Source organism: Flavobacterium panacis, assembly GCF_024649945.1.
In the GTDB taxonomy this organism is placed as follows: Bacteria; Bacteroidota; Bacteroidia; order Flavobacteriales; family Flavobacteriaceae; genus Flavobacterium; species Flavobacterium panacis.
Genome location: NZ_JANKMS010000002.1, coordinates 110889 through 135117 on the forward strand (window position 1 = coordinate 110889; position 24229 = coordinate 135117).

General features: G+C 31.4%; 23 protein-coding genes and 2 pseudogenes. 18 read left to right on the plus strand and 7 right to left on the minus strand.

Features of this window, described 5'->3' with window-relative positions:
- Positions 1 to 27: 27 nt before the first annotated feature.
- Positions 28 to 312, minus strand: a complete 285-nt coding sequence (locus NQQ59_RS05405; protein ID WP_144214621.1) for a hypothetical protein — start codon at positions 310 to 312, stop codon at positions 28 to 30.
- 264 nt (positions 313 to 576) lie between these two features.
- Between NQQ59_RS05405 and NQQ59_RS25255 the strand changes: the two are divergent.
- From NQQ59_RS25255 to NQQ59_RS05455, 11 genes and pseudogenes are all read left to right on the plus strand, one after another.
- A pseudogene (locus NQQ59_RS25255) lies at positions 577 to 795 on the plus strand (ATP-binding cassette domain-containing protein); the annotation flags it as partial.
- A gap of 213 nt (positions 796 to 1008) precedes the next feature.
- A pseudogene (locus NQQ59_RS25260) lies at positions 1009 to 1455 on the plus strand (ABC transporter ATP-binding protein); the annotation flags it as partial.
- Positions 1455 to 3152, plus strand: a complete 1698-nt coding sequence (locus NQQ59_RS05415; protein WP_144214626.1) for an LIC_10190 family membrane protein — start codon at positions 1455 to 1457, stop codon at positions 3150 to 3152. The pseudogene NQQ59_RS25260 and the gene NQQ59_RS05415, both read left to right, overlap by 1 nt.
- On the plus strand, positions 3145 to 3909 hold the full coding sequence (locus tag NQQ59_RS05420) for a TIGR02757 family protein (protein ID WP_144214628.1): 765 nt from the start codon (positions 3145 to 3147) through the stop codon (positions 3907 to 3909). Before NQQ59_RS05415 ends, NQQ59_RS05420 begins: the two co-directional genes overlap by 8 nt.
- 86 nt (positions 3910 to 3995) lie before the next feature.
- Positions 3996 to 4751 (plus strand): LytR/AlgR family response regulator transcription factor, encoded by a 756-nt coding sequence (locus NQQ59_RS05425; protein ID WP_144214629.1) that lies wholly within the window; start codon positions 3996 to 3998, stop codon positions 4749 to 4751.
- A complete protein-coding gene (locus NQQ59_RS05430; protein ID WP_144214630.1) occupies positions 4729 to 7755 on the plus strand; it encodes a sensor histidine kinase in 3027 nt (1008 codons plus the stop codon). Before NQQ59_RS05425 ends, NQQ59_RS05430 begins: the two co-directional genes overlap by 23 nt.
- A gap of 93 nt (positions 7756 to 7848) precedes the next feature.
- Positions 7849 to 8034: a hypothetical protein gene (locus NQQ59_RS05435; protein WP_144214631.1), complete on the plus strand. Its 186-nt coding sequence runs from the start codon at positions 7849 to 7851 to the stop codon at positions 8032 to 8034.
- Between the two features lie 20 nt (positions 8035 to 8054).
- Positions 8055 to 8657 (plus strand): hypothetical protein, encoded by a 603-nt coding sequence (locus NQQ59_RS05440; RefSeq protein WP_144214632.1) that lies wholly within the window; start codon positions 8055 to 8057, stop codon positions 8655 to 8657.
- Between the two features lie 6 nt (positions 8658 to 8663).
- Complete coding sequence (locus NQQ59_RS05445) at positions 8664 to 9320, plus strand: hypothetical protein (RefSeq protein ID WP_144214634.1); 657 nt, start codon at positions 8664 to 8666, stop codon at positions 9318 to 9320.
- Positions 9321 to 9322: 2 nt separating this feature from the next.
- A complete protein-coding gene (locus NQQ59_RS05450) occupies positions 9323 to 9769 on the plus strand; it encodes a hypothetical protein (protein WP_144214636.1) in 447 nt (148 codons plus the stop codon).
- Complete coding sequence (locus NQQ59_RS05455) at positions 9744 to 10676, plus strand: lysozyme inhibitor LprI family protein (RefSeq protein WP_144214638.1); 933 nt, start codon at positions 9744 to 9746, stop codon at positions 10674 to 10676. Before NQQ59_RS05450 ends, NQQ59_RS05455 begins: the two co-directional genes overlap by 26 nt.
- Positions 10677 to 10931: 255 nt before the next feature.
- On the opposite strand, the gene NQQ59_RS05460 is transcribed toward NQQ59_RS05455, so the two are convergent.
- Entirely contained in the window at positions 10932 to 11549 is a 618-nt protein-coding gene (locus NQQ59_RS05460; protein WP_144214640.1) for a hypothetical protein, read from the minus strand.
- A gap of 205 nt (positions 11550 to 11754) precedes the next feature.
- On the opposite strand from NQQ59_RS05460, the gene NQQ59_RS05465 reads away from it, so the two are divergent.
- Positions 11755 to 13104 carry a DEAD/DEAH box helicase gene (locus tag NQQ59_RS05465; RefSeq protein ID WP_144214642.1) on the plus strand — a complete coding sequence of 450 codons (1350 nt, stop codon included), beginning with the start codon at positions 11755 to 11757 and terminating at the stop codon, positions 13102 to 13104.
- A 113-nt stretch (positions 13105 to 13217) separates the two neighbouring features.
- On the opposite strand, the gene NQQ59_RS05470 is transcribed toward NQQ59_RS05465, so the two are convergent.
- Positions 13218 to 14330 carry a lactonase family protein gene (locus NQQ59_RS05470; protein ID WP_144214643.1) on the minus strand — a complete coding sequence of 371 codons (1113 nt, stop codon included), beginning with the start codon at positions 14328 to 14330 and terminating at the stop codon, positions 13218 to 13220.
- Positions 14331 to 14580: 250 nt separating this feature from the next.
- Here NQQ59_RS05470 and NQQ59_RS05475 point away from each other — a divergent pair, with 250 nt between their 5' ends.
- From NQQ59_RS05475 to NQQ59_RS05490, 4 genes are all read left to right on the plus strand, one after another.
- Entirely contained in the window at positions 14581 to 16509 is a 1929-nt protein-coding gene (locus NQQ59_RS05475; protein ID WP_144214645.1) for a vWA domain-containing protein, read from the plus strand.
- Positions 16510 to 16665: 156 nt separating this feature from the next.
- On the plus strand, positions 16666 to 17916 hold the full coding sequence (locus NQQ59_RS05480) for a dihydroorotase (protein WP_144214647.1): 1251 nt from the start codon (positions 16666 to 16668) through the stop codon (positions 17914 to 17916).
- 5 nt (positions 17917 to 17921) lie between these two features.
- A complete protein-coding gene (locus NQQ59_RS05485; RefSeq protein WP_111286666.1) occupies positions 17922 to 18248 on the plus strand; it encodes a hypothetical protein in 327 nt (108 codons plus the stop codon).
- Positions 18249 to 18396: 148 nt separating this feature from the next.
- Positions 18397 to 19041: an alpha/beta hydrolase gene (locus NQQ59_RS05490; protein WP_144214649.1), complete on the plus strand. Its 645-nt coding sequence runs from the start codon at positions 18397 to 18399 to the stop codon at positions 19039 to 19041.
- A gap of 95 nt (positions 19042 to 19136) precedes the next feature.
- Here the strand turns inward: NQQ59_RS05490 and NQQ59_RS05495 are convergent, their stop codons facing one another.
- The 3 genes from NQQ59_RS05495 to NQQ59_RS05505 are packed head-to-tail and all read right to left on the minus strand — an operon-like array spanning position 19137 to position 20922.
- Positions 19137 to 19595 (minus strand): hypothetical protein, encoded by a 459-nt coding sequence (locus tag NQQ59_RS05495; RefSeq protein WP_144214650.1) that lies wholly within the window; start codon positions 19593 to 19595, stop codon positions 19137 to 19139.
- A gap of 46 nt (positions 19596 to 19641) precedes the next feature.
- Entirely contained in the window at positions 19642 to 20145 is a 504-nt protein-coding gene (locus tag NQQ59_RS05500; RefSeq protein WP_144214651.1) for a hypothetical protein, read from the minus strand.
- Between the two features lie 12 nt (positions 20146 to 20157).
- On the minus strand, positions 20158 to 20922 hold the full coding sequence (locus tag NQQ59_RS05505; RefSeq protein WP_144214652.1) for an MBL fold metallo-hydrolase: 765 nt from the start codon (positions 20920 to 20922) through the stop codon (positions 20158 to 20160).
- Between the two features lie 89 nt (positions 20923 to 21011).
- Between NQQ59_RS05505 and NQQ59_RS05510 the strand changes: the two genes are divergently transcribed.
- Positions 21012 to 22472: a TonB-dependent receptor gene (locus tag NQQ59_RS05510; protein ID WP_144214653.1), complete on the plus strand. Its 1461-nt coding sequence runs from the start codon at positions 21012 to 21014 to the stop codon at positions 22470 to 22472.
- Positions 22473 to 22768: 296 nt separating this feature from the next.
- Here the strand turns inward: NQQ59_RS05510 and bcp are convergent, their stop codons facing one another.
- Positions 22769 to 23221, minus strand: a complete 453-nt coding sequence (gene bcp, locus NQQ59_RS05515) for a thioredoxin-dependent thiol peroxidase (protein WP_144214654.1) — start codon at positions 23219 to 23221, stop codon at positions 22769 to 22771.
- 286 nt (positions 23222 to 23507) lie between these two features.
- On the opposite strand from bcp, the gene NQQ59_RS05520 reads away from it, so the two are divergent.
- Positions 23508 to 24194 (plus strand): endonuclease III domain-containing protein, encoded by a 687-nt coding sequence (locus tag NQQ59_RS05520; RefSeq protein ID WP_144214655.1) that lies wholly within the window; start codon positions 23508 to 23510, stop codon positions 24192 to 24194.
- Positions 24195 to 24229: the final 35 nt, after the last annotated feature.

Consider the following 24229-nt stretch of genomic DNA (forward strand, 5'->3'; position numbering starts at 1 on the left):
AAAAGACGGTTTTTAAAGCCGTCTTTTTTATTTTCTTTGAAAGAAATAAGTATAAATCCAAGTCAAAGTAAACGACGGAATAATATCTGTAAATGGTAGTATTTCTTCCAGAAAAGTTAAAAATCCAGCCACCTTCCCTACTCTTCCTTTGTACATTCTGGTCATAATTACACCAGCAATTGGTGCCCAGACAATATCTCCAATTTCTCCAAATCCTAGAACAGAATAAGTCAGCATACCAATAGCATCCAAAATTAAACCTATAATCAATTTTGACATCCTGTTATCTTCAACCACTTCTAAATCTTGCATAACACCTTCATTTTTAATACAATCGAAATTAAAAATTATTAATGAAACTATATTATTTCTTTTTAAAATTTAATTTCCAAAATTCCCATATCAAGAAACATACCTATTTTTAGATTTTAGATTTTAGATTTTACAAAAAATCGCTTCGCTCTTTTTTGGAATTTGGGATTTAAAAAAATTAGAATTTAATATCCCTCTCTAATTTGAAGTTGGAATTTGATATTGTCCATAATCTTCGTTTCTTTGTAAAAACAGTTTCACTACATGATACACGCAAAAAACATACATAAATTCTACGATAAACTTGAAGTTTTAAAAGGAGTTGATTTACATATTAAAAAAGGCGAAATTGTATCTATAGTCGGTGCATCTGGTGCTGGAAAAACTACATTACTGCAAATTCTGGGTACTTTGGACAAACCCGATTATGCTCCAGATTCTTCTTTAACTATCAATGGAAAAAATGTTCTTGAATTACAAGACATTAAAAATGATAATTCAAAAGAAGAAAAAACATTCAAAATAATTACATGGATAGGATCTATTTACATTATCCTTCTTGCAGTTTATTTATTATTTTTTAGAACTAAAATTTTCGACGATACACTGAGATTAGTTGCAAGCATAACTTTATGCTTACCTATAATTACAATGCTTTTTTACTACAACCGTTACTTCAAAAAGAAAAGCAAACAAGACCGAATATTATCTGATTTCCGAAATTTAAACTTAGGATTTATTTTTCAGTTTCATCAGCTTTTACCTGAATTCACTGCATTAGAGAATGTCTGTATTCCGGCTTATATTGCAGGTAAAAAAACTTCAGAAACGGAAGCTGAAGCTAAAAAATTGCTTTCTTTTCTAGGCCTTTCACATCGTATCAATCATAAACCTAGCGAACTTTCGGGCGGAGAACAACAACGTGTCGCAGTTGCAAGAGCTTTAATCAACAAACCTGATGTCATTTTTGCTGATGAGCCTTCTGGAAATCTGGATACCCATTCAGCAGAAAACCTTCATCAATTATTTTTTCAGCTTCGAGATGAGTTTGGGCAGACTTTTGTAATCGTAACTCATAACGAAGAATTAGCCAATATGGCTGATAGGAAATTAGTAATGTCTGATGGACAAATAATTTCGTAATGCTTTTAATTGCAATCAGCTGGATTTATATTTTATTCACAACCATCAATTTAGGTTTTGGTTTTGACAAAATAATGAATCTAAAAAACAAAGATTTCGTTACAACATCAATTCTTGGATTATTCTCCGTAACTATTTTAGCCAGCATCTGGGCAATATTCGGAAGAATACATTTTGAGTTTCATATCGTTTTAGCTGTATTGAATATTTTTTGCATTCTAAAATTTCGCAATGAAATCACCAATCTTTACCAATCATTTTTATCTGAATTTAAACAACTAGAGAACAGTTTAAAAGTTATTCTAATTATTATTTCTGTTTTAATAATTGCACAATGCGCTTCTGTCCCATTTGTAATTGACAACGAATCCTACTATATTCAAACTATAAAATGGCTTAATGAATATGGTTTTGTAAAAGGACTTGCCAATCTTCATTTGTTTTTTGGTCAAACCAGTGGCTGGCATATTACTCAAAGTGTTTTTAATTTCTCTTTTCTATATAATAAATTCAATGATTTGAGTGGTTTTTGTCTGTTTTTAGGAAATATTTTCGCTATTCAAAAACTTAATGAATATTATAAAAACAGCAATAAAAACTATCTGATTGTTGGTTTAGTTCCTTTATTTAATATTTTTTTCTTTCAGTTTATCAGTGCACCTTCGCCCGATATTCCTGTGTATGTTATCTCTTTTATTCTGTTTTTTTATTTTTTAGAAAATTTCAAAAACACAACTCCCGAAATATTCAAACTAGTTACGGCATTAGTACTTTTTTTATTATACATAAAAAACACAACTTTAACTTTTGCCCTATTTCCAATCATTTTATTAGGTTTTCATTTTAAAACTCTTTCAAAAAACCTTTTAAAACCAATAACACTTGCCCTTTTGATTGCCACTATTTTTGTCATTAAAAATATGATTATTTGTGGTTCACCAATATTTCCTTCAAAAATTAATGTCTTAACAATAAATTACGCCATCCCAAATATAATAGAAAGCTTTTACTACGATCAGGTTAAGTATTATGGCTTCTTTTTAACGGCAGAACAATATCACAAAATGAGTGTTTTTGATTTATTCCTTCATTGGCTTTCAATGTCAAAACTGAATGGTTTATTCAATAAAATCAGTATTCTTCTAATAGTAATTGTACCTATTTTTATTTATAAATATCACAACAAAAAAGCGCTATGGCTTCTATATTTCATAATGCTTTTACAACTGATTTTATTAGGGTTAACATCGCCTCAATATCGATTTTTCATGAATTTCATATTCTTCTTTTCTCTTTTTTGTTTTGTTTGCCTTTTTTACAAAAAGAAAACAATTGAAATCTTCCTTATTTTTTCGATATTTATTACTGGTTTTGTTTTATTATTCCCAATTAATCTTAATGGATTTTCAAACCATAAATTCATGCTTAAAATAAGTAATTTTTCTATAAAAAACAGTATCTCTCCATATCAAAATTCAAAAAGTAATACTTCCTTTGAATCCATTCAATTAGGAAATTTAAAATATAATTCTCCCGTAGAAAATGAATTTTTCTGGGCAAATGGCGACGGTAATCTTCCTTGCGTGGATAAACGACAGTTGGATTATTTTGAAAAATATTACCATGTTATTCCCCAAATGCGTACCAACAATTTAAAAGACGGATTTTACTCTAAAGAAATTAAAACAAATGAATAAATCAGAATTAAAAGAATTTCTAGACGAAAAAGTCATTCAATATAACAATCAGGATTTTATCGAAAGTGATCCAGTTCAAATTCCGCATCTTTTTACTCAAAAGGAAGACATTGAAATTGCAGGTTTCCTAAGCGCTTCGATTGCTTGGGGAAACCGTAAAATGATCATCAAAAATTCTCATAAAATGATGGAATTGATGGGCAACACTCCTTACGATTTCGTTATGTCCCATTCTGATGAAGATTTAGCAAGATTGGAAACTTTTGTGCACAGAACTTTCAACGGACATGATTTTGCTGGTTTTATAAAAGGACTAAAAAACATCTACCAAAACCACAACGGACTTGAAAATGTTTTCGCTAAAAATCAGGAAAAAGACAGTTTGCAGAAAAGTATCAGCGAATTCAAAAAAATATTCTTTGAAACAGATCATTTAGCAAGAACGCAAAAACATATTTCAGATCCTTTAAATAATTCGGCAGCAAAAAGAATCAACATGTATTTGCGATGGATGGTGCGCCAAGATGCAAAAGGAGTCGATTTGGGAATTTGGAAAAGTATTTCTCCATCCGTTTTATCTTGCCCGCTAGATGTGCATTCTGGAAATGTTGCACGTAAACTTGGCATTTTAGAACGAAAACAAAACGATGCAAAAGCCCTAGCCGAATTAGATAAAAAACTTCGTGAAATGGATGCTTTAGATCCTGTAAAATATGATTTTGCTTTGTTTGGATTAGGCGTTTTTGAAGGGTTTTAATAATCCTGATTATCGTTAAATTGAAATAATTGCACGTTTACTAATTCATCCTTTAAATTCCCTCCAAATACCACTATTTTTAACAGATGATAAAAACTATAATCGTTGATGATGAATTTAATGCCAGGGAGTTTTTAGAAAAACTTCTGACTCGCTACTTTCCCAATAAATTTCTAATTCTTGACAAATGCGAAAGTGTTGACGAAGCAATCGAATCTATTGAAAAGTTTTGTCCTGAACTTGTTTTTCTCGATGTGCAAATGCCTAATAAAAATGGTTTTCAACTTTTTAAAGAATTAAATAAAGTAAACTTTGAGGTTATTTTTACAACTGCACATTCAGAATTTGCAATTGATGCCATAAAATGCAGTGCTTTGGATTATTTATTAAAACCAATCAATTATATCGATTTGTTGGAGACCATCAAAAAGTACGATGAAAAACAAAACAAAGCATCTCAAGAAGAAAAACTAAGATTGCTTTTAGAAAATATTGATACTGGAGGTTCTGAATACAACAGAATTGCCTTACCAACAGAAAATGGATTTGAATTACTCAAAACCAACTCCATTTTGTATTGTGAGGCTGATAGTAATTATTGCAAAATTATTTGTTTGGACGGGCGAAATATCGTGCTCTCCAAAACCTTAAAATATGTAGAAGAATTACTTCCTAAATCTATTTTTCAGAGAATTCATAAATCCTATTTAGTAAATCTAAATTACGTTACCCGATTCAACAAAACCAACGAACTCCTTGTAGAACTTAGCAACGGAGAAACATTACCTGTATCTGTTAGAAAAAAAGAGGAATTTATAAATGCTATCATTCAAAAAAAATAAGCTCTTATTTATTCTGCTCTTTCTTGTTGAAACAGCTTTTACACAGCAATTTCCATCAAAAAATTTTTCTACAATTGATGGACTGCCAAACAATAGTATCTATTCGATATTCAAGGACAGCCGGAATATTCTTTGGGTTGGAACAGCAAATGGACTGTCGGCGATCCAAAACGGTGCGGTAAAAAATTATTTCACTTCAGATGGTTTAGCCCATAATAGTTGTTGGGCCATTGTAGAAGATCATAATCACAATCTGTGGTTTGGAAGTCACGGTGGTGGTTTGACCTTTTACAATGGTAAAAAATTTGAAGTGATAAACAAAAATAACGGACTTATTCATGATAAAATAAGACGACTATTTATCCACAAAAATCTTCTTTATATAGGAACTGAATTTGGGATTTCAATTTTAGATCTTACAACTCATAAAATTCTTTTCAGCAAGAAAATTGTCGGCATCCGGCATTTATTTCAAGTAATGGATTTTGTAGAAATAAATTCTAAAATCTATTTTGGGACTTTCACTGATGGCTTTTGGCGCATAGATTTAGAAACAAAAAAAATAATACTAATAAATCACAAACAACCTGGTATTTTTTCTATCCACAAAAAAAAGGACAGTCTTTTTATTTGTCATGGAGATCATAGCAACAAGGCAATAAGTAAAATTAGTATAAAGGATTATTTATCAAACAAAGATTCTAATATATACTTTGGAAGCACTGTTTTTTGGAACTTTGCTACAGATAAACGAGGCGTAATTTATACTGCCGGAAACGGAATTAATTTTGCAACTGGTGGAGTTTATAAAATAGTCAACAATAAAGTTATCAATTTTAATACTGCTTTTGGAATAGAAAGCTCAGAAGTCTGGAGCTTATTCTACGATTCTGAAACAGATAATCTATTTGTAGGAACAATTAATAAAGGATTGTTTAAGATTAATTTGAAAGAAGAAATAAAGTATTATCCGTCTTCTTTTTTCAAAAAATCAAATCTAGATGTTGTAGCAAATACAACTGTTCAAAATCAAAAAATAATTTTACATAAAGCAGGATTATTATTTTTAAAAGAGGAAAGAATTCAAACAGAAATAGCTAAAAAAAACTTCTTCCTATTTGCTCATCAAAGTTACAGGACAAAACCGTTTCTTAAAGACCATGAATATTTTGCTCCGTTTTCAAAAACTAGCTTGGAATCATTTGAATTACGAGAGCTTAAAATTATTGATTCAAGCATTTGGGTCACTTCAACAATTGGTCTTTTTGAAGTAAGTTATGATGGAAAATTTAAAGGATATTATCCCTACTCTACAAGTGCTTTTTATTTAGAACATTACAATAAAATCATTTTTCAGGTTGCTTATGGAAAATTCTGTGTCGCAGATAATTTCAGAAACAACATTGCCTATAAAGAATTCGAGCCTGGTAATTTAAATAATCCCAAAGATGCTTTTAGTATTTTGCCCTTAAATGATAAATATTTTGTAGCCTCAACTTCTAATGGATTATACAGTTATAAAAATGGAAAATTTTTCTCCTACTATTTCAATAATGTATGGAAAGAAAATGAATTGGTTCAGGCCAAAATCAATGATAAAAAAGAGCTGGTAATTGCGACTGCATTTGGTGATGTTTTTATCATTAATGTTTCAAAAGGATTTCAAATAGTCAGCAAAATTGATCGAAAATCATTAAAGGGAAATTCAATTTCATTTTTAGAATGTTACAAAGATTATCTCTTCATTGGAACAGAAAAAGGACTGAATATTTATAAAAATGGTACAGTTCGTTTAATTGATGAGGAACAAGGATTAACGGCAAAAGCCTTTACTTCTTCTGATATTAAAGGAACAGTTCTAACAATTGGAACTCAAAACGGTTATTTTGAATTTGATTTTAAAAACTACATCGCAACAAAAAATATACTTCAGAAAATAAAAATTACTAACATCGAAGTCAATTTTAAGACCATTGATCAAAATCGTTTTAAGTGGCTACATTACAATTCAGATAAAATTGTACTTCCTTACAATGAAAATACAATTTCAATTGCTTTTGAACCTCAAAATGCAGCGTATCCCAACAAACTAGAATATCGATACAATGTGATCGGATTGACAAACTCTAATTGGACAAAATGGACAAAAGATAAAAATATCAATCTTACTTATTTACCAAACGGAACATATAAAATAAGATTAGAAACTAAAGATTTATTTTCAGGAAATATATTTTCGAATGACATTTTAAAAATTGATATAACGCCTCCTTTCTGGAAAACCTGGTGGTTTCTTCTTTCGAGTTTTGTTCTTATTTGTGTGTGTTGTTATTTACTTTATATCAGTCGAATTCGTGCTGTCAAAAGCAAAGAACGTGCAAAAGCGGAGGTTCAAAAACGTTTGGCCGAAACCAAAATGGAAGCACTGCAAAGTCAAATGAATCCTCATTTTATTTTTAATGCGATGAATTCTATTCAGAATTTCATCATTGATAACAATACCGATGACGCCTTGATGTATATGGGAGAATTTTCGAAAATAATTCGCCAGACACTCAATAATTCATCCATTCAGCGAATTGCCTTATCAGATGAAATTGAATATTTACAGTCGTATATTACCTTGGAAAATATGCGTTTTAAAAATCAAGTCGAATTTGAACTGCTAATTGATGAGCATTTAGACTTGTTTGAAACAGAAATTCCGCCAATGCTATTACAGCCTTTTATAGAAAATGTATTTGTTCATGCATTTGATTCTCGTTCTATAAATCCAAAATTACTTCTGTCATTTGAACAGGAAGATGATTACCTAATTTGCAAAATTGTAGATAACGGAAAAGGAATGCAATCAGGAAACCTAAATAAACTTCACGCTTCAAAAGGTATTGATTTAGCTAAAGAACGTATTGCTTTGTTTCAGATGGATAATTCAGATCCTATAACTATTTCTTCTCAACCAAATGAAGGAACTATGGTAGTTTTGAAAGTACAAATACTATAATTTTTCACGATTAATCATCGAATCACTACGATAACTAATTGTTAAAATTTTCTCGAATTAGTAATTATAATTTTGATAAAAAATTAATAAACCATGAGAGAAATCAATCCACAACAATTAGCCGATATTATCGAAAATAATGTTGGAAACGCTATTGCGATTAACGAATTAAGAAACATTATTTTAGAAGAGGGAGCAATCCTTGTTCATAATGGTAATAGAATAGCTAACATAAGCGTAAATGAAGAAAACAATTATGTATTACAAATTATAGATTAAAACTTAATACATATCTTAAAATGAATAAAAATTATCTTAAACTTATTAGTTCTATATTTATTTCAGGAATATTTGTATTAATTGCCTTTGGAAGTACCGATAATGAACCAACAGAAGTATTTAAAAAAAACTCAAAAGAAGCATTCTGTGGCAAAAAATTTAAAAGTTCTTCAAACTTAAAAGAGATTGATATGGATATCGACGCTATTACAATTCTAAATTGTGATGGTACTTATACTTCAAAACAAGATTGGGGAACTTCAAAATCAAATCAAGAAGCTTACAATAATGCTATCGGACGTTCATCTGGTAATAATGCAGACTTTTCTGGAAAATGGGAAATCGTAGAATCAGAAACAAATTTGCCTTTAGAAATAAAAAATGATTTAAGTGATTTTAAAGGCATAGAATATTCAATCATAAAGTATCAAAGTAAAAAAGGAAAAACTAGATATGCTTTAATCTATAATTATAATGATCTGGCAACGCTGAAAGACTGGCCTACTTCATCTTCATTTGGTCTTTCTCTTCACATTTTTGTACTACCAATAGATTGTTACGAATACAAAACTTATAGAAATGAAGATTTACACATGTTTGAGGGGTTTACTGATAAGTACTAAAAAAATATGAAAAACGTGAATAACAAATTTAGTTTCGACACAGGAGTTGTTGTTACATTTCTACATGATTCTCTGAATGTAAAAGCCTCCAATTACAATAGTAATATAAACTATATTAACTTAGATAATTATACTTATAAAAATGTTTCTATACCAAGAGCCACACCTTTTAGCTTAGCAATTAGAACTCTTGTTTTTGGATGGATTTTTGCTTTTATAATTTTAATACCGGTAAAAGATGAATGGGGGGCATTATTTTTTACAGCAAATGCGTTTGATATCTTCTTAGCATGGTTAGCAATGATTGTATTTGCAGGCTCTTTTTTAATTTCTGCCTTAATATTTTGGGGATTCGTATTTTCTGCAGCAATACAAACATCATTTTTAAGTCGCTTTATAAACAATTACTTTTCTGATCATAGAGTGTTAGTAATTATTGGAAATAAAAGTGGGAATAATATTCAATTTTATACACTTGATAATGAAATTACAAAAATAAAAGAAGTTGAAAAGGAAATTTCAAATAGAAAAAAATCAAATAAAGGAGATACCCAACAAGATGATTTTTTTTCCAACATAAAAAAATTAGAAAAGTTGCTTAAAGAGAATCTTCTTACTCAGGAAGAATTTGATTTCAAGAAAAAGCAATTATTAGGCTTGTAATAATGAGAAAAATAATTTTCATTCATGTCATAGTTCCATTAGTAATTGGAGGGCTAATTTATATTTCTTTTCGTAGTCTATCTTTAAGAATGTTTGATTGGTTTAAATGGATCCATATAGATTTTATTACTTCATTAATACGTGATATAATGTATCCTTTCAAAAGGCAGATTCCAACTTGGTTTTACTTTTCTTTACCAGATGCGCTTTGGGTTTATTCTTTTTCATCGGCATTATTAATTATATGGAAAGACCAATTTAAAAAAGGGAAATATTGGTTACTGATTCCTCTGCTTTCAGGGTCAATTGTTGAGATTGCACAGGCGGTAAAATTATTCCCCGGTACATTTGATATGATAGACTTAATTTTCACCACTACTGCATTATTATTCAGTATAATGCTTAATTCTATATTTAATCAAAATGAGAAACATAAAAAACTATTTTAAAGAAATTATTTCAGTTTTAATTGTTGGTATATTTTTATTTTTAGCTTTTGCATCTGGGAGTTCTGATGAAAAAATTAAAATTGATATAAATGATACGTCAGCACTTGAGAATTATATGCAAGGAAAATGGTCTTTGGAAAAACATACTGGAGACATAAATCACACTTGGAGGTATCGCTTTGAAATTAAAGGGAACAAACTAAGAATTTGGAGATGTTGGAATAATATGGATGACCCATTTGATATGAGTGGTGGTTATGAAGAATTCAACTTTACTTTAGGTAGTCCTACAAGAGATGTTGATGGGTATCATGCAAGGTATCTTGAATTTGCTGTATTTGATAAGACGAATAATTTTGGAGGAGTTTACAATTCTTTATCTCCATTTTGGATTGTTTCTGATGAACATTGGGATACACCAGTATTGAGATGCGCCAGTGGTATTCCAACTTGGTCCAAAGAAGAATTTCAAGTTACAGGAAATAGAATTACACATAATCAATTTAACACAAATACCCCCCAAACGATATCGGAAAGTAGTTATTCAGCATCCAACAATTATAATTCAAATGATAGTATAACTACTAATAGTACAGATAGTTTAACTGATAGTGAAGAAGATACAAATGATATGAATAGTAATATAAAATCAGCCGAAGAACTGGAAATTGCGGATAAAAAATTGAATATCATATACAAACAAGTAATGTTAGTTTTAAACGAAACTGAAAAAACAGAATTAAGACAAGAGCAGAGAAAATGGATAAAATATAAGGATATTTCTTGTGAAGAAGAAACAAAAAATATGAAAGGCAGTTTATATAATGCTTTTTTAAACAACTGTGAAAAAGAAAAAACAGAGAAAAGAATTGAAGAATTAATTAAGATTCTTCAATCTAAAAAATAGTATTTCATAAATTCGTCATTTCCTTAATCTTTGTGGCGGTTCAAAGAGAAACATCATATAATTTTACACATTCTCTTACACTATATCCTTTTTTAAGACCAATAATAACTTTTGGATATTTTGATAAGAATTGGTTATATTTTTCAGAATTGGTTTTTGACCTTCCATAATAGATATTATTTGCTTTTACCAGTTGCATTCCTGAACGAATTCGAGAAGAGTTTATTTAAAGATTATTTGAATCTGGATCAAACTTTATTTCAACTGCTCTAAATGCAAATATTTTTCATCCGCAAAAATTTCTTGTCCTGAATCAATACTCCAGCCTTCAGAATTTAAAAATTTATATATAAAGTCATATTCAATCCATAGCGTTTCGTCTCCTAATTTCGAATTTCTAAGTTCTTCAATAGTAGAAGTGGCAACTCCAAAATTGTCAGCCACATAATTAGACTTTACAATTAGTTCATTATTTTCAACAACTGCTTCGTAAAAATATTTTTCGTAGTAAGACAGTTCCAACTGTCCATTTTTAAATTTCGCTAGACGAGCTTCTTCAACAGTATTTTGATAATATACTAACAAAATCAAAGTATTCAGATTTTTTGAAATCTGTTTTAAAATTTCATCGAAACAATATAATCCCCCTTGAAAGTCAAACTCAACTTCAACCCAATCTTTGGCTAGGTTTTGCGAAACTATTAAGGTTAGATTTTTACCCTCAAAAGAATTTTCTTCATGCGGTAAATTATAAAACCACCACTTATTAGTATCAAGCCATATTTCTCTACCAATTGGCAAGTATTTCTTTAACTCCGCTACTATCGTTTCAATATCATTAGACTTAATACTCGTCTGTGAAAATGTTCCCATCTTATTTATGATCTGTTCTTTACTTTTCAAAAATATTCAAAAATTTCCAAAAGAACTTTTCGTTTTTTAAAACACAAACAATAAGAATCTGAAGCTCTATAAAAACTGAAAATCAATTAATTATACCTCAAAATTATTAGATGATTCGAAAAAATTAGTGTTCTAACCATGAATTTAATGTACATTTGCACAAAATTTAAAGCAAATGAGCACTTTCGAAAAATTTAATCTTCCAAAATCATTACAAAAAGCAGTTGACGATTTAGGATTTGTTACGCCTACTCCTATTCAGGAAAAATCTTTTTCTGTAATCATGTCTGGACGTGATATGATGGGAATTGCACAGACCGGAACTGGTAAAACATTTGCTTATTTATTGCCTCTTTTAAAGCTTTATAAATTTACGCATACTAATACTCCAAAAATCGTAATCCTTGTTCCAACACGTGAATTAGTAGTTCAGGTTGTAGAAGAAGTAGAAAAACTAACGACTTATATGTCGGTTAAAACTTTAGGAATTTACGGAGGTGTAAACATCAATACACAAAAGAAAGCTGTTTACGAAGGTGTTGACATTTTAGTCGGAACACCAGGACGTACAATGGATTTAGCGCTTGACGCAGTTGTTCGTTTTGATGAAACACAAAAATTAGTAATCGACGAGTTTGACGAAATGTTGAATTTAGGTTTCAGACCACAATTGACTTCTCTTTTCGCGATGATGAAAACCAAACGTCAAAACATTTTGTTCTCTGCAACAATGACAGATGAAGTGGATGATTTGTTGAATGATTATTTTGATTTTCCAGAAGAAGTTACATTGGCTCCATCGGGAACTCCATTAGAAAAAATTACACAGCTTACTTATAACGTTCCTAACTTCAATACTAAAGTAAATCTTTTAAAACATTTGCTGGAAAACGACGAAAGCATGAGTCGTATTTTAGTTTTCGTAAACAATAAAAAGATTTCAGATATGCTTTTCAATCGTATTGACGAGCTTTTTGAAGGACAATTTGGTGTTATTCACTCTAATAAATCTCAAAATTACCGTTTGAGTACCATGGCTGAATTCCAAGAAGGAAATCTTCGAGGCTTAATCACAACCGACGTTATGGCGAGAGGTTTGGATATTTCAAATATTACACACGTCATTAACTTCGAACTTCCAGAAGAGCCAGAATTATACATGCACAGAATTGGTCGTACAGGTCGTGCAGACGCAACGGGAACTGCCATTAGTTTTGTTACTCCAAGAGAAGAAGAATTCAAAATCGAAACAGAACTTTTAATGGATCAAGAGCTTAAAATCGCTGATTTTCCTGAAGAAGTTGAAATTTCAGATAAACTGATCGAAGCTGAAAAAGACAAATTACCAAGAAAGTTTTTATTGAAAAAACCAAAACTAGAAGGTGACGGTGCTTTTCACGAAAAATCTAAAAAGAACCAAAAAGTTAATCTTGGAGGTCCTTCAAAAACCAAAAAGAAAACGCATGGTTCTGTCAATAGAAATATGTTGAAGACAAGAAACGAGAAGAAAAAGAAAAATAAATAATTTTTCTTAGGGACAAAGGTTCAAAGAAACAAAGTGACAAAGTTAAAGGCTCAAAAGTACAGGTTTAAACCTCTGTAACTTTGAGCCTTTGTAACTTTGTCACTTTTTAAAAATTAATTTTTCGTAAAAACCAGTCCCACTGGTGAACACAACTGGATTCTTCTTCCTGTGTCTGTGATTTTTCCTGTTGCGATATCTCTTTTAAAAATAACGATATCATTAGTATATTGATGCCCTACTAAAAGGTAATTTCCTGTTGGATCAATGGCAAAATCTCTTGGTCCTTTTCCTGCACTACTTTGTTGTTCTACTAATTCTAAAGCGCCTGTTTTAAGAACTTTATAAACTGAAATCGCATTCGCATCAACACGGTCAGAGACGTACAAGAAATTTCCATCAGGCGAAAGTTTTATTGCCGCTGCTCCTGTTCCACCTTTAAAATCTTTTGGTAAAATACTTGTTTCGGCAATAACTTTTAAACTTCCTGTTTTATCCCAGCTTAAAGTAGTCAAAGTTCCATCTAATTCTTGAACTAAATAAACAAATTTTCCGTCTTTGCTAAAAGTTAAATGTCGTGGTCCGCTTCCCGGTTTTACATCAACGCTTCCTTTTAAAGTCAGCATTTCATTTTTAGAAGCTGGATTATATCTGTAAATAAATACTTTATCTAAACCTAAATCGTTCGAAAGCACAAACTTTTTGTCTGGCGAAAAAACAACCATATGCACATGCGCTTTTTCCTGACGCGCTGCGTTTGGTCCTTTTCCTTCGTGCTGAATCAATTGCTGCACTTCTGTAATGCTTCCGTCAGGGTTTTTCTTGAAAACAACAATACTTCCACCAGAATAATTCGCAACGATTACATTTTTATCATCATTAATCAAATGACAAGGATCTGCTCCCAAAGCATCATTTTTATTTATAAAATTTACTTTTCCAGAAGCTGAATCGTATGAAAAAGCACTTACTGTACTTTGTGTTCCATTTTCATTCACCGCATAAATAAACTTATTATCGGCAGAGACAGATAAATAACTTGGACTGACAACATTCTCAGAAGAGTTTTTCAATTTATATTCGCCGTTTGTGGCATCGAATTCGTAAACGTAAATTCCGTTGCTTTGGCAAGTGTTAGTGTAAGTTCCAACTAACAAGTTGAATTTATTTTGAGCTTTAACCGTGGTCAATGATAAAGCTGAAAATAATACTAGATATATTTTTTTCATAGTTTGTTTTTTTGAATCAGCTAAAATAAGCAATAATATCGTTTAGAAGTACCATCTTAATTCCAAGAAATTACAAAAATTACATTTTTTTCTTAAACCATATAAGTACATATAAGTTATATAAGCTATCCTTTATTCTTTTACTTATAATCTCTAATATGAACTTATATGGTTTAAATAATTTTTAATTCGTATTTTTGACCAGCATCTTCGCGAAAAACAAAACGTAGTGAAGTAAATCGAAGCCAGAATGCATTTTAAACATCCCGAAATTTTATATTTTCTGTTTTTATTGATCGTTCCTATTTTGGTTCACTTATTTCAATTAAGACGATTTAAAACTTCCTTTTTCACCAATGTCCGATTTTTAAAAGAACTTGCTATTCAGACTCGTAAGAGTTCTAAAATCAAAAAAAGACTTTTATTAGCCACACGTTTATTATTGCTTACTTGTGCTATTATTGCATTTGCACAGCCATTTTTTGAAGCTGTTGACAGTAAAAATGTTTCGAACGAAATGTATATTGTTTTGGATAATTCCTTCAGTATGCAGGCAAAAGGCAAAAAGGGAGAATTATTAAAAAGAGCCGTTCAGGAATTATTAGAAAATACTCCAGAAAACACGCAATTTTCTCTTTTAACTAATACCGAAAACTTCTGGAATACCGACATTAAATCATCTAAAAGTGCTTTACAGAATTTAAAATACAGCGCCACTTCTTTTGATCTTTCAGCAATTACAGCCAAGATTAAAGCACACAAATCGGCTCATAAAAAAGATATTGTGATTATTACAGATGCGGTTGGCTTAAAAGAAAAAGACATTGCAACTGTCAATTTTGAAGAAAAACCATACTTCATTGTTCCAGAAGCAGAACAAAAAAATAATGTTTCTATTGATAGTGTTTATATCAATCAGACTTTAGAAAACTTTTATGAAATTGGCATTAACTTATCGGCTTATGGCGAAGATTTCAAACCTGTTTCAACGGCACTTTACAATCAAAACAAACTAATTGCTAAAACAATTGTCAATTTTGATGCGAAGAAAAAGAAAATCAATTTCACGATTCCAAAAGAAGCTTTTCATGGTTATGTCGCAATTGAGGATAATGGTCTGACTTATGATAACAAACTATTTTTCAGTATTTCTAAAAACAAAAAAACAAACGTAATCAGTATTGGAGAACCCGAAAAAAGTAATTTCCTATCGAGAATATATACTTCTAGTGAATTCAATTATAATAATTATCCAATTAGTTCTTTAGATTACAATAGTTTAGAAAAACAAAATACTATTATTCTAAATGAATTGATTGATATTCCGCAAGCTTTGCAGACGACTTTAAAAGCTTTTGTTTCTAAGGGAGGAAACTTGGTTGTGATTCCATCCGAGAAAACGTCTATTTCTAATTTGAATACATTTTTAAGCAGTTTTGGAAAAATTCAATTCGGAAATCTCGAAACCAACAGCAAATTAATCACTAAAATTAATTTCGATCATCCTTTATTTTCAGGAGTTTTCGAAAACAAAATAACCAATTTCCAATATCCGAAAGTCAATAGTTCATTTGCTGTTTCGAGTTCGTATCCGACTGTCCTTTCTTTTGAAGATCAAACTGCATTTGTAACGGCAGTTCAAAATCCGATTTCTGGAGTAACCGTTTTTACAGCGCCAATAAATAGCGCCAACTCAAACTTCCAGCAATCACCTTTAATTGTTCCATTATTTTATAAAATCGCTCAGAACAATCAGAAAACAGGAGTAAATGCTTTGACAATTGGAAATAATCAGCCTTATTTTGTTGATGTTTTATTGACTAAAGATGCGATTTTGGAAGTCAAAGGAACAGAAGATTCATTTATTCCGATTCAGCAGATTTTAAACAATAAAGTCAAATTAACATTCAATGATTTCCCAGAAACTGCTGGAAATTATAGTGTTTTTGACAAAAAAGAATGGGTTGAAAATATCAGTTTCAATTATAAAAGAACCGAAAGCGATTTGAGTCAAGTAAACACAAATGTAGTTTCTGATTTTAAAACTGCTGATACAATTTCAACCATTTTTAATACGTTACAAACAGAGCGAACTGACAGCCAAATTTGGAAATGGTTTGTTATCTTTGCACTGTTATTTTTAGCATTAGAAATGGCAATTATAAAATTTGTAAAATGATTTTATTTCACCATTAAGACATTAAGATTATTAAGTTTTTTCTTTATGATCTTATTTTAAATGTCCAGAGAATTAAGTTCCTCGCTTTATGAACTTAATTTCTTAATGGTAGAAATAAAAAACATTTAATGTTTGAATAAAATAAATATTTAAAATATGAAACTAATCATCAAAAGCGCCAAAATTATCGACTCAAAAAGTCCGTTTCACAATCAGACCGTTGATCTTTTAATTGCAGATGGTGTAATAGAAAAAATAGGAGTTTCTCTTCCGCACGATAATGATGAAACGGTTGTAAGATTTGATAATCTTCATGTTTCTCAAGGTTGGTTTGATAGCAGTGTTTCTCTTGGAGAACCTGGTTATGAAGATAGAGAAACCATTGCAAACGGATTGAATGTTGCAGCAAAAAGCGGTTTTACAGCAATTGCTTTGCAACCTAATTCATTACCAATTATTGACAATCAGTCTCAGGTAAATTTTGTAAAAAATAAAGCAAATGGTTTTGCGACAGAAATTTTTCCAATTGGTGCTTTGACTAAAGCCAGCGAAGGAAAAGATATGGCAGAACTTTTTGATATGAAAAATTCGGGAGCGATTGCTTTTGGAGATTACAACAAAAGTATCGACAACGCTAACATCCTGAAAATTGCTTTACAATATGTGCAAGATTTCGACGGATTGGTAATCGCTTATTCGCAAGACCCAAACATTAAAGGAAATGGTGTTGCAAACGAAGGAATTGTATCGACAAGATTAGGATTAAAAGGAATTCCAAACTTAGCGGAAGAACTTCAAATTTCCAGAAACTTATTTTTATTGGAATATACAGGCGGAAAACTTCACATTCCGACCGTTTCTACAGCAAAATCGGTTGAATTAATAAGAGAAGCTAAAGCAAAAGGTTTACACGTAACCTGCAGTGCATCTGTTCATCATTTGGTTTTAACGGATGAAAAACTGGACGGATTTGATACCCGTTTCAAAGTAATACCTCCACTAAGAACAGAAGTTGACAGACAAGCTTTGCTAAACGGAATTGCTGATGGAACAATCGACATGATTACTTCAGACCACAACCCAATTGATATTGAATTCAAAAAAATGGAATTTGATACGGCTAAAAACGGAACAATTGGTTTAGAAAGTGCTTTTGGAGCTTTGTTAACGGTTTTACCAGTAGAAACAATTGTGGCAAAATTAACTGCTAGAACTGTTTTTGGCTTGGAAAACACTATTATTGAAGAAGGTGCAAAAGCGAATATCACTTTATTTTCAACAGAAGGAAAATCAACTTTTGCAAAAGAAAATATTCTTTCAAAATCTAAAAATTCTGCTTTTTTAGGAACAGAGCTTAAAGGTTCTGTTTACGGAATTTTCAATCAAAATCAATTAGTTACAAAATAATACAAATGAATAATTCAGTCGAAGAAGGAAAACCAATCGCAATAACGAGTTACATTCTAATCATTGGTGTATTAATCGCCATGAGCATGAACTCTGAAAACAAAAACAGTTTTGCTTCTTTTCATATCCGTCAAGCTTTAGGTTTGTCACTAACTTTTATTTCTTTAGGAGCAATTATCAGCAATTTCGATAGTTTTTTTATCACTTTTCCAATGTGGATTTGTATTTCAATTCTATGGACTTTCGGTATTTTTAATGCTATTCAAGGTCAAATGAGACCAATTCCTTTAGTTGGAGAATTGTTTCAAAAATGGTTTAAAAAGATTGGGTAATTTTTTAAATTCCAATACAAAAATTTCAAATTCCAAACCTGAAACGCTAAAAAACTTTGTCAAAGTTTTAAACTTTGACAAAGTTAAGAACTGAAAACCGAGACTGCGACTGAGACTAAAAATTCACAACTCACAATTCACAATTAAAATGAATCTATCTTTAGAATATAAAATAAGAGAACCAAAAGTAATTTTAGATAAAAATCCGTTATTGCTTTTATTACATGGATACGGGAGTAATGAAGAAGATTTATTCTCGTTTGCTTCTGAGCTTCCAGACAATTATTACATCATTTCTGCAAGAGCGCCTTACGATTTACAATATGGTGCTTACGCTTGGTACGCCATCAATTTCGATGCAGATCAAAACAAATTTTCGGATAATGAACAAGCAAAAATTTCTAGAGATAAAATCGCTTCTTTTATTGATGAATTAGTAGCAAATTATCCCATCGACGCTAACAATGTTACCTTAATCGGATTCAGTCAAGGATCTATCTTAAGTTATGCTACAGCGCTTTCTTATCCTGAAAAAATTCAGAGAGTTGTAGCCATGAGCGGTTATTTCAATGAAGAAATCATCAAAGAAGGTTTTGAAAACAACGATTTCAAAAACCTAAAAATATTCGCTTCACACGGAACTGTAGATCAAGTTATCCCTATAGAATGGGCGAGAAAAACTCCTGCTATTTTAGAAAAATTGAATATTCCTGTAATATACAGAGAATATCCTGTTGGACATGGAGTTGCACCACAAAATTTCTTTGATTTTAAGAATTGGCTAATTAATTAGTATTCAGTCGCAGTTTTCAGTCTTACACTACTTTAGAACTTTTTCAAAGTTGCAAGTAAAAACTGAAAACTGCGACTGTGACTTAAAACTTAAATTTATTGTCCTGTATAAAGAATCTTCTCTCCTTTTTTCAAAACATAGCCTTTCCAAGGAATTAACTGCCAATCGCCGTTAATCCAAGAATCACCTTCCGATTTTCTTTCTAAAATGATGGATTCTTTTTGAGTATCTAAGAAAAGTTCTGCTTTGTTTCCGTCAAAGATTACGTAAGATGCAGTTGTATACGTTTTTCCGTCATCGTAATGTGATAATTTCGTGCCTTCAAAAATTCGAATACATTCTTTTTTAAGCGTTGACCAAGTGTAGCCAGCTGAGGCTTTACAGCCATGTTCATCAGCATCTGCTCCTACTTTGACTTCTTTTACAGTATCTTTTAAATTTACTTCGACCCCATCTTTTTTTGGTTCTTGCAAATTAGTTTTTTCTCCTGAAGGTTTCTTTGCACAAGACACTACAGTACTTACAATCATTGCAATCAAAATTACTTTTTTCATAATCTTATAATTTAAAAATTGAGCAAAAAAAAATAGGATTAAAATCCTATTTTTGATATAACCAAGTTTGATTTACTTCAAATGTAATATTATCGTCGTTATCTACAAAATATTTTAACAAGACTTCTCCCCATAATTCTCCATTACTGTAATCTGCAATAATCCATCTGTGGTTTAAAATTTTAACTTTATTGATAATGAATTTCTTTCCGTCCATCATATCCTGACCTGTATAAGGATTTCCTTTTGGATTTGCATTAAAATCTAATAACTTTTCCGTTACAACTGGAATTAGTTTTTCATACAAAATCACTTTTCCGCCAGAAGCACTATTGTCAAAGTAATTTTGAGCGTTTTCATTATGTTCTAGAGAAAAATAATCAGCTTCTGCTAATTGAGTTTTTACAATATTGATGCTATCTCTAAGTTTCTTAGTAGTTTTATCATATCTATTCTGAGCAAATTTTACTTCGCCACTGTAGAATGCATACGTGAAAACATTCATCAAAATAGCCAAAATAAAAAGATAAAGCATTAAGGATTTTTTCATTGTGTGGTATAATTAAATTGTAATTTCTAAATTGTCGTAAGCCAGAAAAACATTTTCTGGAAGTGTTTTTTGTACTTCTTCATGAAAACCTAAAACATGGCTAATGTGCGTTAAATAAGCCTTTTCAGGTTGTACAAGATTTATAAAATCAAGTGCTTCTTTAAGATTAAAATGTGTATCGTGAGGTTCAACCCGTAAAGCATTTACAACTAAAACTTTCAAGCCTTTTAGTTTATCAACTTCAGCTTGTTCGATTGTTTTTACATCTGTTAAATAGGCAAAATCATCAATTCGATAACCAAAAACCTGAAGATCTCCATGCATCGCATTTATTGGAATAGCGATTTTATCACCAACTGCAAAAGGAGAGTTGTTTTCTACTTCGATTGTTTTGACACTTGGAGCACCTGGATATTTATTTACGGTTTCGAAAACATAATCGAAACGACGCCTCAAATTATCTAAAACACGTTGATGTCCGTAAATAGGAATTTCACCTTGTCTAAAATTAAACGGACGAATATCATCTAAACCGGCAGTATGATCTGCATGTTCGTGAGTAAAAAGAATAGCATCCAGTTTTCGGCAGCCGCAAGAAAGCATTTGCTGTCTAAAATCTGGACCGCAGTCAATTACATAAGAATGCTCGTCCCATGTAATCCAAATGGATACACGAAGCCTTTTATCCTTAGCATCAGTGCTTTTACAAACTGGATGATCGATCCCGATAATCGGAATACCTTGAGAAGTACCTGTACCTAAAAAATAAACCTTCAATTGAACTTAATTTTTTTACAAAAATAGATTATTTCTCTTTCATTAGAAGCCTAATTTACTAACTTTGTAACAAATCTATTTAAAACAAAATGGGTACAGAAATAAAACTCAAAGGTGACAAGGTCATCGAACAGATTCCTTCTATAAAAGACAAAGCTTTACGCATTAATTTAAACGAGAATATTTACGGAACATTTGCTGAAATTGGCGCTGGACAAGAGACAGTTAGACATTTTTTCAGATCTGGAGGTTCTTCGGGAACAATCGCAAAAGCAATGTCTGCCTATGATAAAGATTTTAGTGACGCCGTTTACGGAGTTGAAAGCGACGGAAGATATGTTACGGAAGAACGTTTGAAAAAAATGCTGACTCATGAAGGTCAGATCATTGAAGAGCGTTTGAGCAGAGAAAAACATCCAACCAAACTTTTTTTCAGTTACGCCAATACGGTTGCCACAATAGATTTTGCCAAACAATTTAAAGGTCACGGATGGGTTGGAATTCGATACCAAATTGAACCAGACGAAGCTTACAACGAAATTATTCTTCACATTCGTTTTAAAGAAACTGACGCGAGATTACAACAAGAAACACTTGGTATTTTAGGAGTTAACTTAATTTACGGTGCTTTTTACAAATACAACGATCCAAAACGATTACTTCGTTATTTATACGATCACTTAGATAAAGATCAATTAGAAATTGACACCATTAACTTTTCTGGACCTCGTTTTGCCGATGTTGACAATCGTTTAATGAGTTTGCAATTGGTTAAAAACGGAATGACAGATGCCGTAATGTTTAATCCTGAAGGAAAAAACATTCTTCCTGCCGCTATTTTATACAAGAAAAACCTCTTGGCTTTAAGAGGAAGTTTCCGTCCAGTTACTAAGGTAAACATGGACATGTATGAGAAGTCATTAGAAATGTTTCTCAAAGAAAATAAGGTTGAAAAAAACAATACGCTTGTAGTTTTTGAAATCACACTTTCGAATTTACGTTCAGATGGTGAAATTGACGAGCGTGACTTTATGGACAGAGCCGAATTGCTTTGTTCTCTTGGTCAAACGGTAATGATTTCAAATTTCCAAGAATACTATAAAGTTGTTGAATATTTCGCTAATTATACGAAAGCCCGTATGGGATTGGCAATGGGAGTAAATAACCTTGTTGATATTTTTGACGAGAAATACTACCGTCATTTAAGTGGTGGAATCCTAGAAGCTTTCGGAAAATTATTCTATCGTGATATGAAAGTATTCTTATATCCGATGTTAGACGAAGATGGCTCATTAATGAATTCTAACAACTTGAAAGTTCATCCTAGAATGAAAGAATTGTACAAATTCTTTAAATTCAACGGAAAAGTAGTCGATATTGAAGATTATGATCCAAATATTCTGGATGTTTTCTCTAGAGAAGTTCTAAAAATGATCAGTCAAGGCAAACCTGGATGGGAACCAATGCTTCCTCCTGGAATTCCAGAAATTATAAAAGAACACCATCTTTTTGGATATCATCCACAGAAAGAATTAGAACAAAACGCATAATAAAAAAAGTCCCATTGTTGGGACTTTTTTTTTAGTATTCAGTATCAGTTTTCGGTCTCAGTGCAATACTTTGTACTTACCCAAGCTTTGTGTTGATTTTTTTAACGCAAAGGACGCTAAGTTTTTTTTGCCTGGGTTTACGCTGAAAAACACAAAGATCGCAAAGCTGGATTTACACAAAGCTTTGCGATCTTTACGTTTTTGTAAAACTTAGCTTAGAAAAACTTAGCGCCCTTTGCGTTAAAATATGCCCAATTCTAAGAACTGCGACTGAAAACTGCGACTGCGACTGAAAACTATTTCAATATCTGCGCTGCGTGTTCTTTTGTTTTTACTTTTTCGATTACTTCTTCGATGATTCCTTTTTCATTGATTACGAAAGTGGTTCTATGAATACCGTCGTATTCTTTTCCCATGAATTTCTTTGGTCCCCAAACTCCAAAAGCATTGATTACCGATTTGTCTTCGTCGGCAATTAAAGGGAATGGCAGTTCGTATTTTTCTTTGAATTTTTCCTGTGCTTTCTGGCTATCGGCACTTACACCTAGAAGTTCATAATTATTGGCTTGAAAACGGTGGTAATTATCTCTTAAATCGCAAGCTTCTGCCGTACAACCTGGCGTACTTGCTTTCGGATAAAAGAAAACTACTAATTTTTTTCCAGCATAATCGGCTAATTTATGTGTTTTTCCGTCTTGATCTACTCCTGAAAAATTTGGCGCTTTATCGCCTTCTTTTAATGTTGTCATCTTTTTTATTTTAGATTTCTGATATTAGATTTTAGATTGTTTCTTCTAACAAAGATAACTTATAACTCATAATTCATGACTTATTATTCCCAACTTCTTTTGCCCCAGATTGAAGTGAAAACCCCGGAATTGTGGTAGTTTACATTTTTTGTATTTAAAAAGCGACCAACGGAAGCTCTTTTAAATACTTAAAAATGTTACTACCACAATGAGGAGTTGTAACGGAAAGCTGGATTAGGCACATGATAAAAATTATACTATTTTTACAGACGCTAAAATCACCGAAATGAATAAAGAAGCTCGTGTACAATTTGTTATCGATAAATTAAAAGAACTCTATCCTACCATACCTGTCCCGCTTGATCATAAAGATCCTTATACACTTTTAATTGCGGTTTTATTATCTGCACAATGTACTGATGTGCGTGTGAACCAGATTACCCCGTTATTGTTTGCAAAAGCGGATAATCCATACGATATGGTTAAAATGTCGGTGGAAGAAATTAAGGAAATTATTCGTCCTTGCGGATTGTCACCAATGAAATCTAAAGGAATTCATGGTTTGTCTGAGATTTTGATTGAAAAACATAACGGAGAAGTTCCTGAAAGTTTTGAAGCTTTAGAAGCTCTACCTGCCGTTGGTCATAAAACAGCAAGTGTTGTGATGTCTCAAGCTTTTGGCGTTCCTGCTTTTCCTGTTGATACGCATATTCACCGATTGATGTACAGATGGAATTTATCTAACGGAAAAAATGTTGCTCAAACTGAAAAAGATGCAAAAAGATTGTTCCCAAGAGAGTTATGGAACGATTTACATCTACAAATCATTTGGTACGGACGCGAATATTCTCCCGCAAGAGGCTGGAATCTGGAAAAAGATATTATCACCAAAACGGTTGGAAAAAAATCTCTTATTGAAGAAATGGAAAAAGTTTCAACTGTTGTAAAAAAAACTAAGACACAAAGCAAATAATCTTTGTGCCTTTTTTTTATGTGTCAATTTATCAA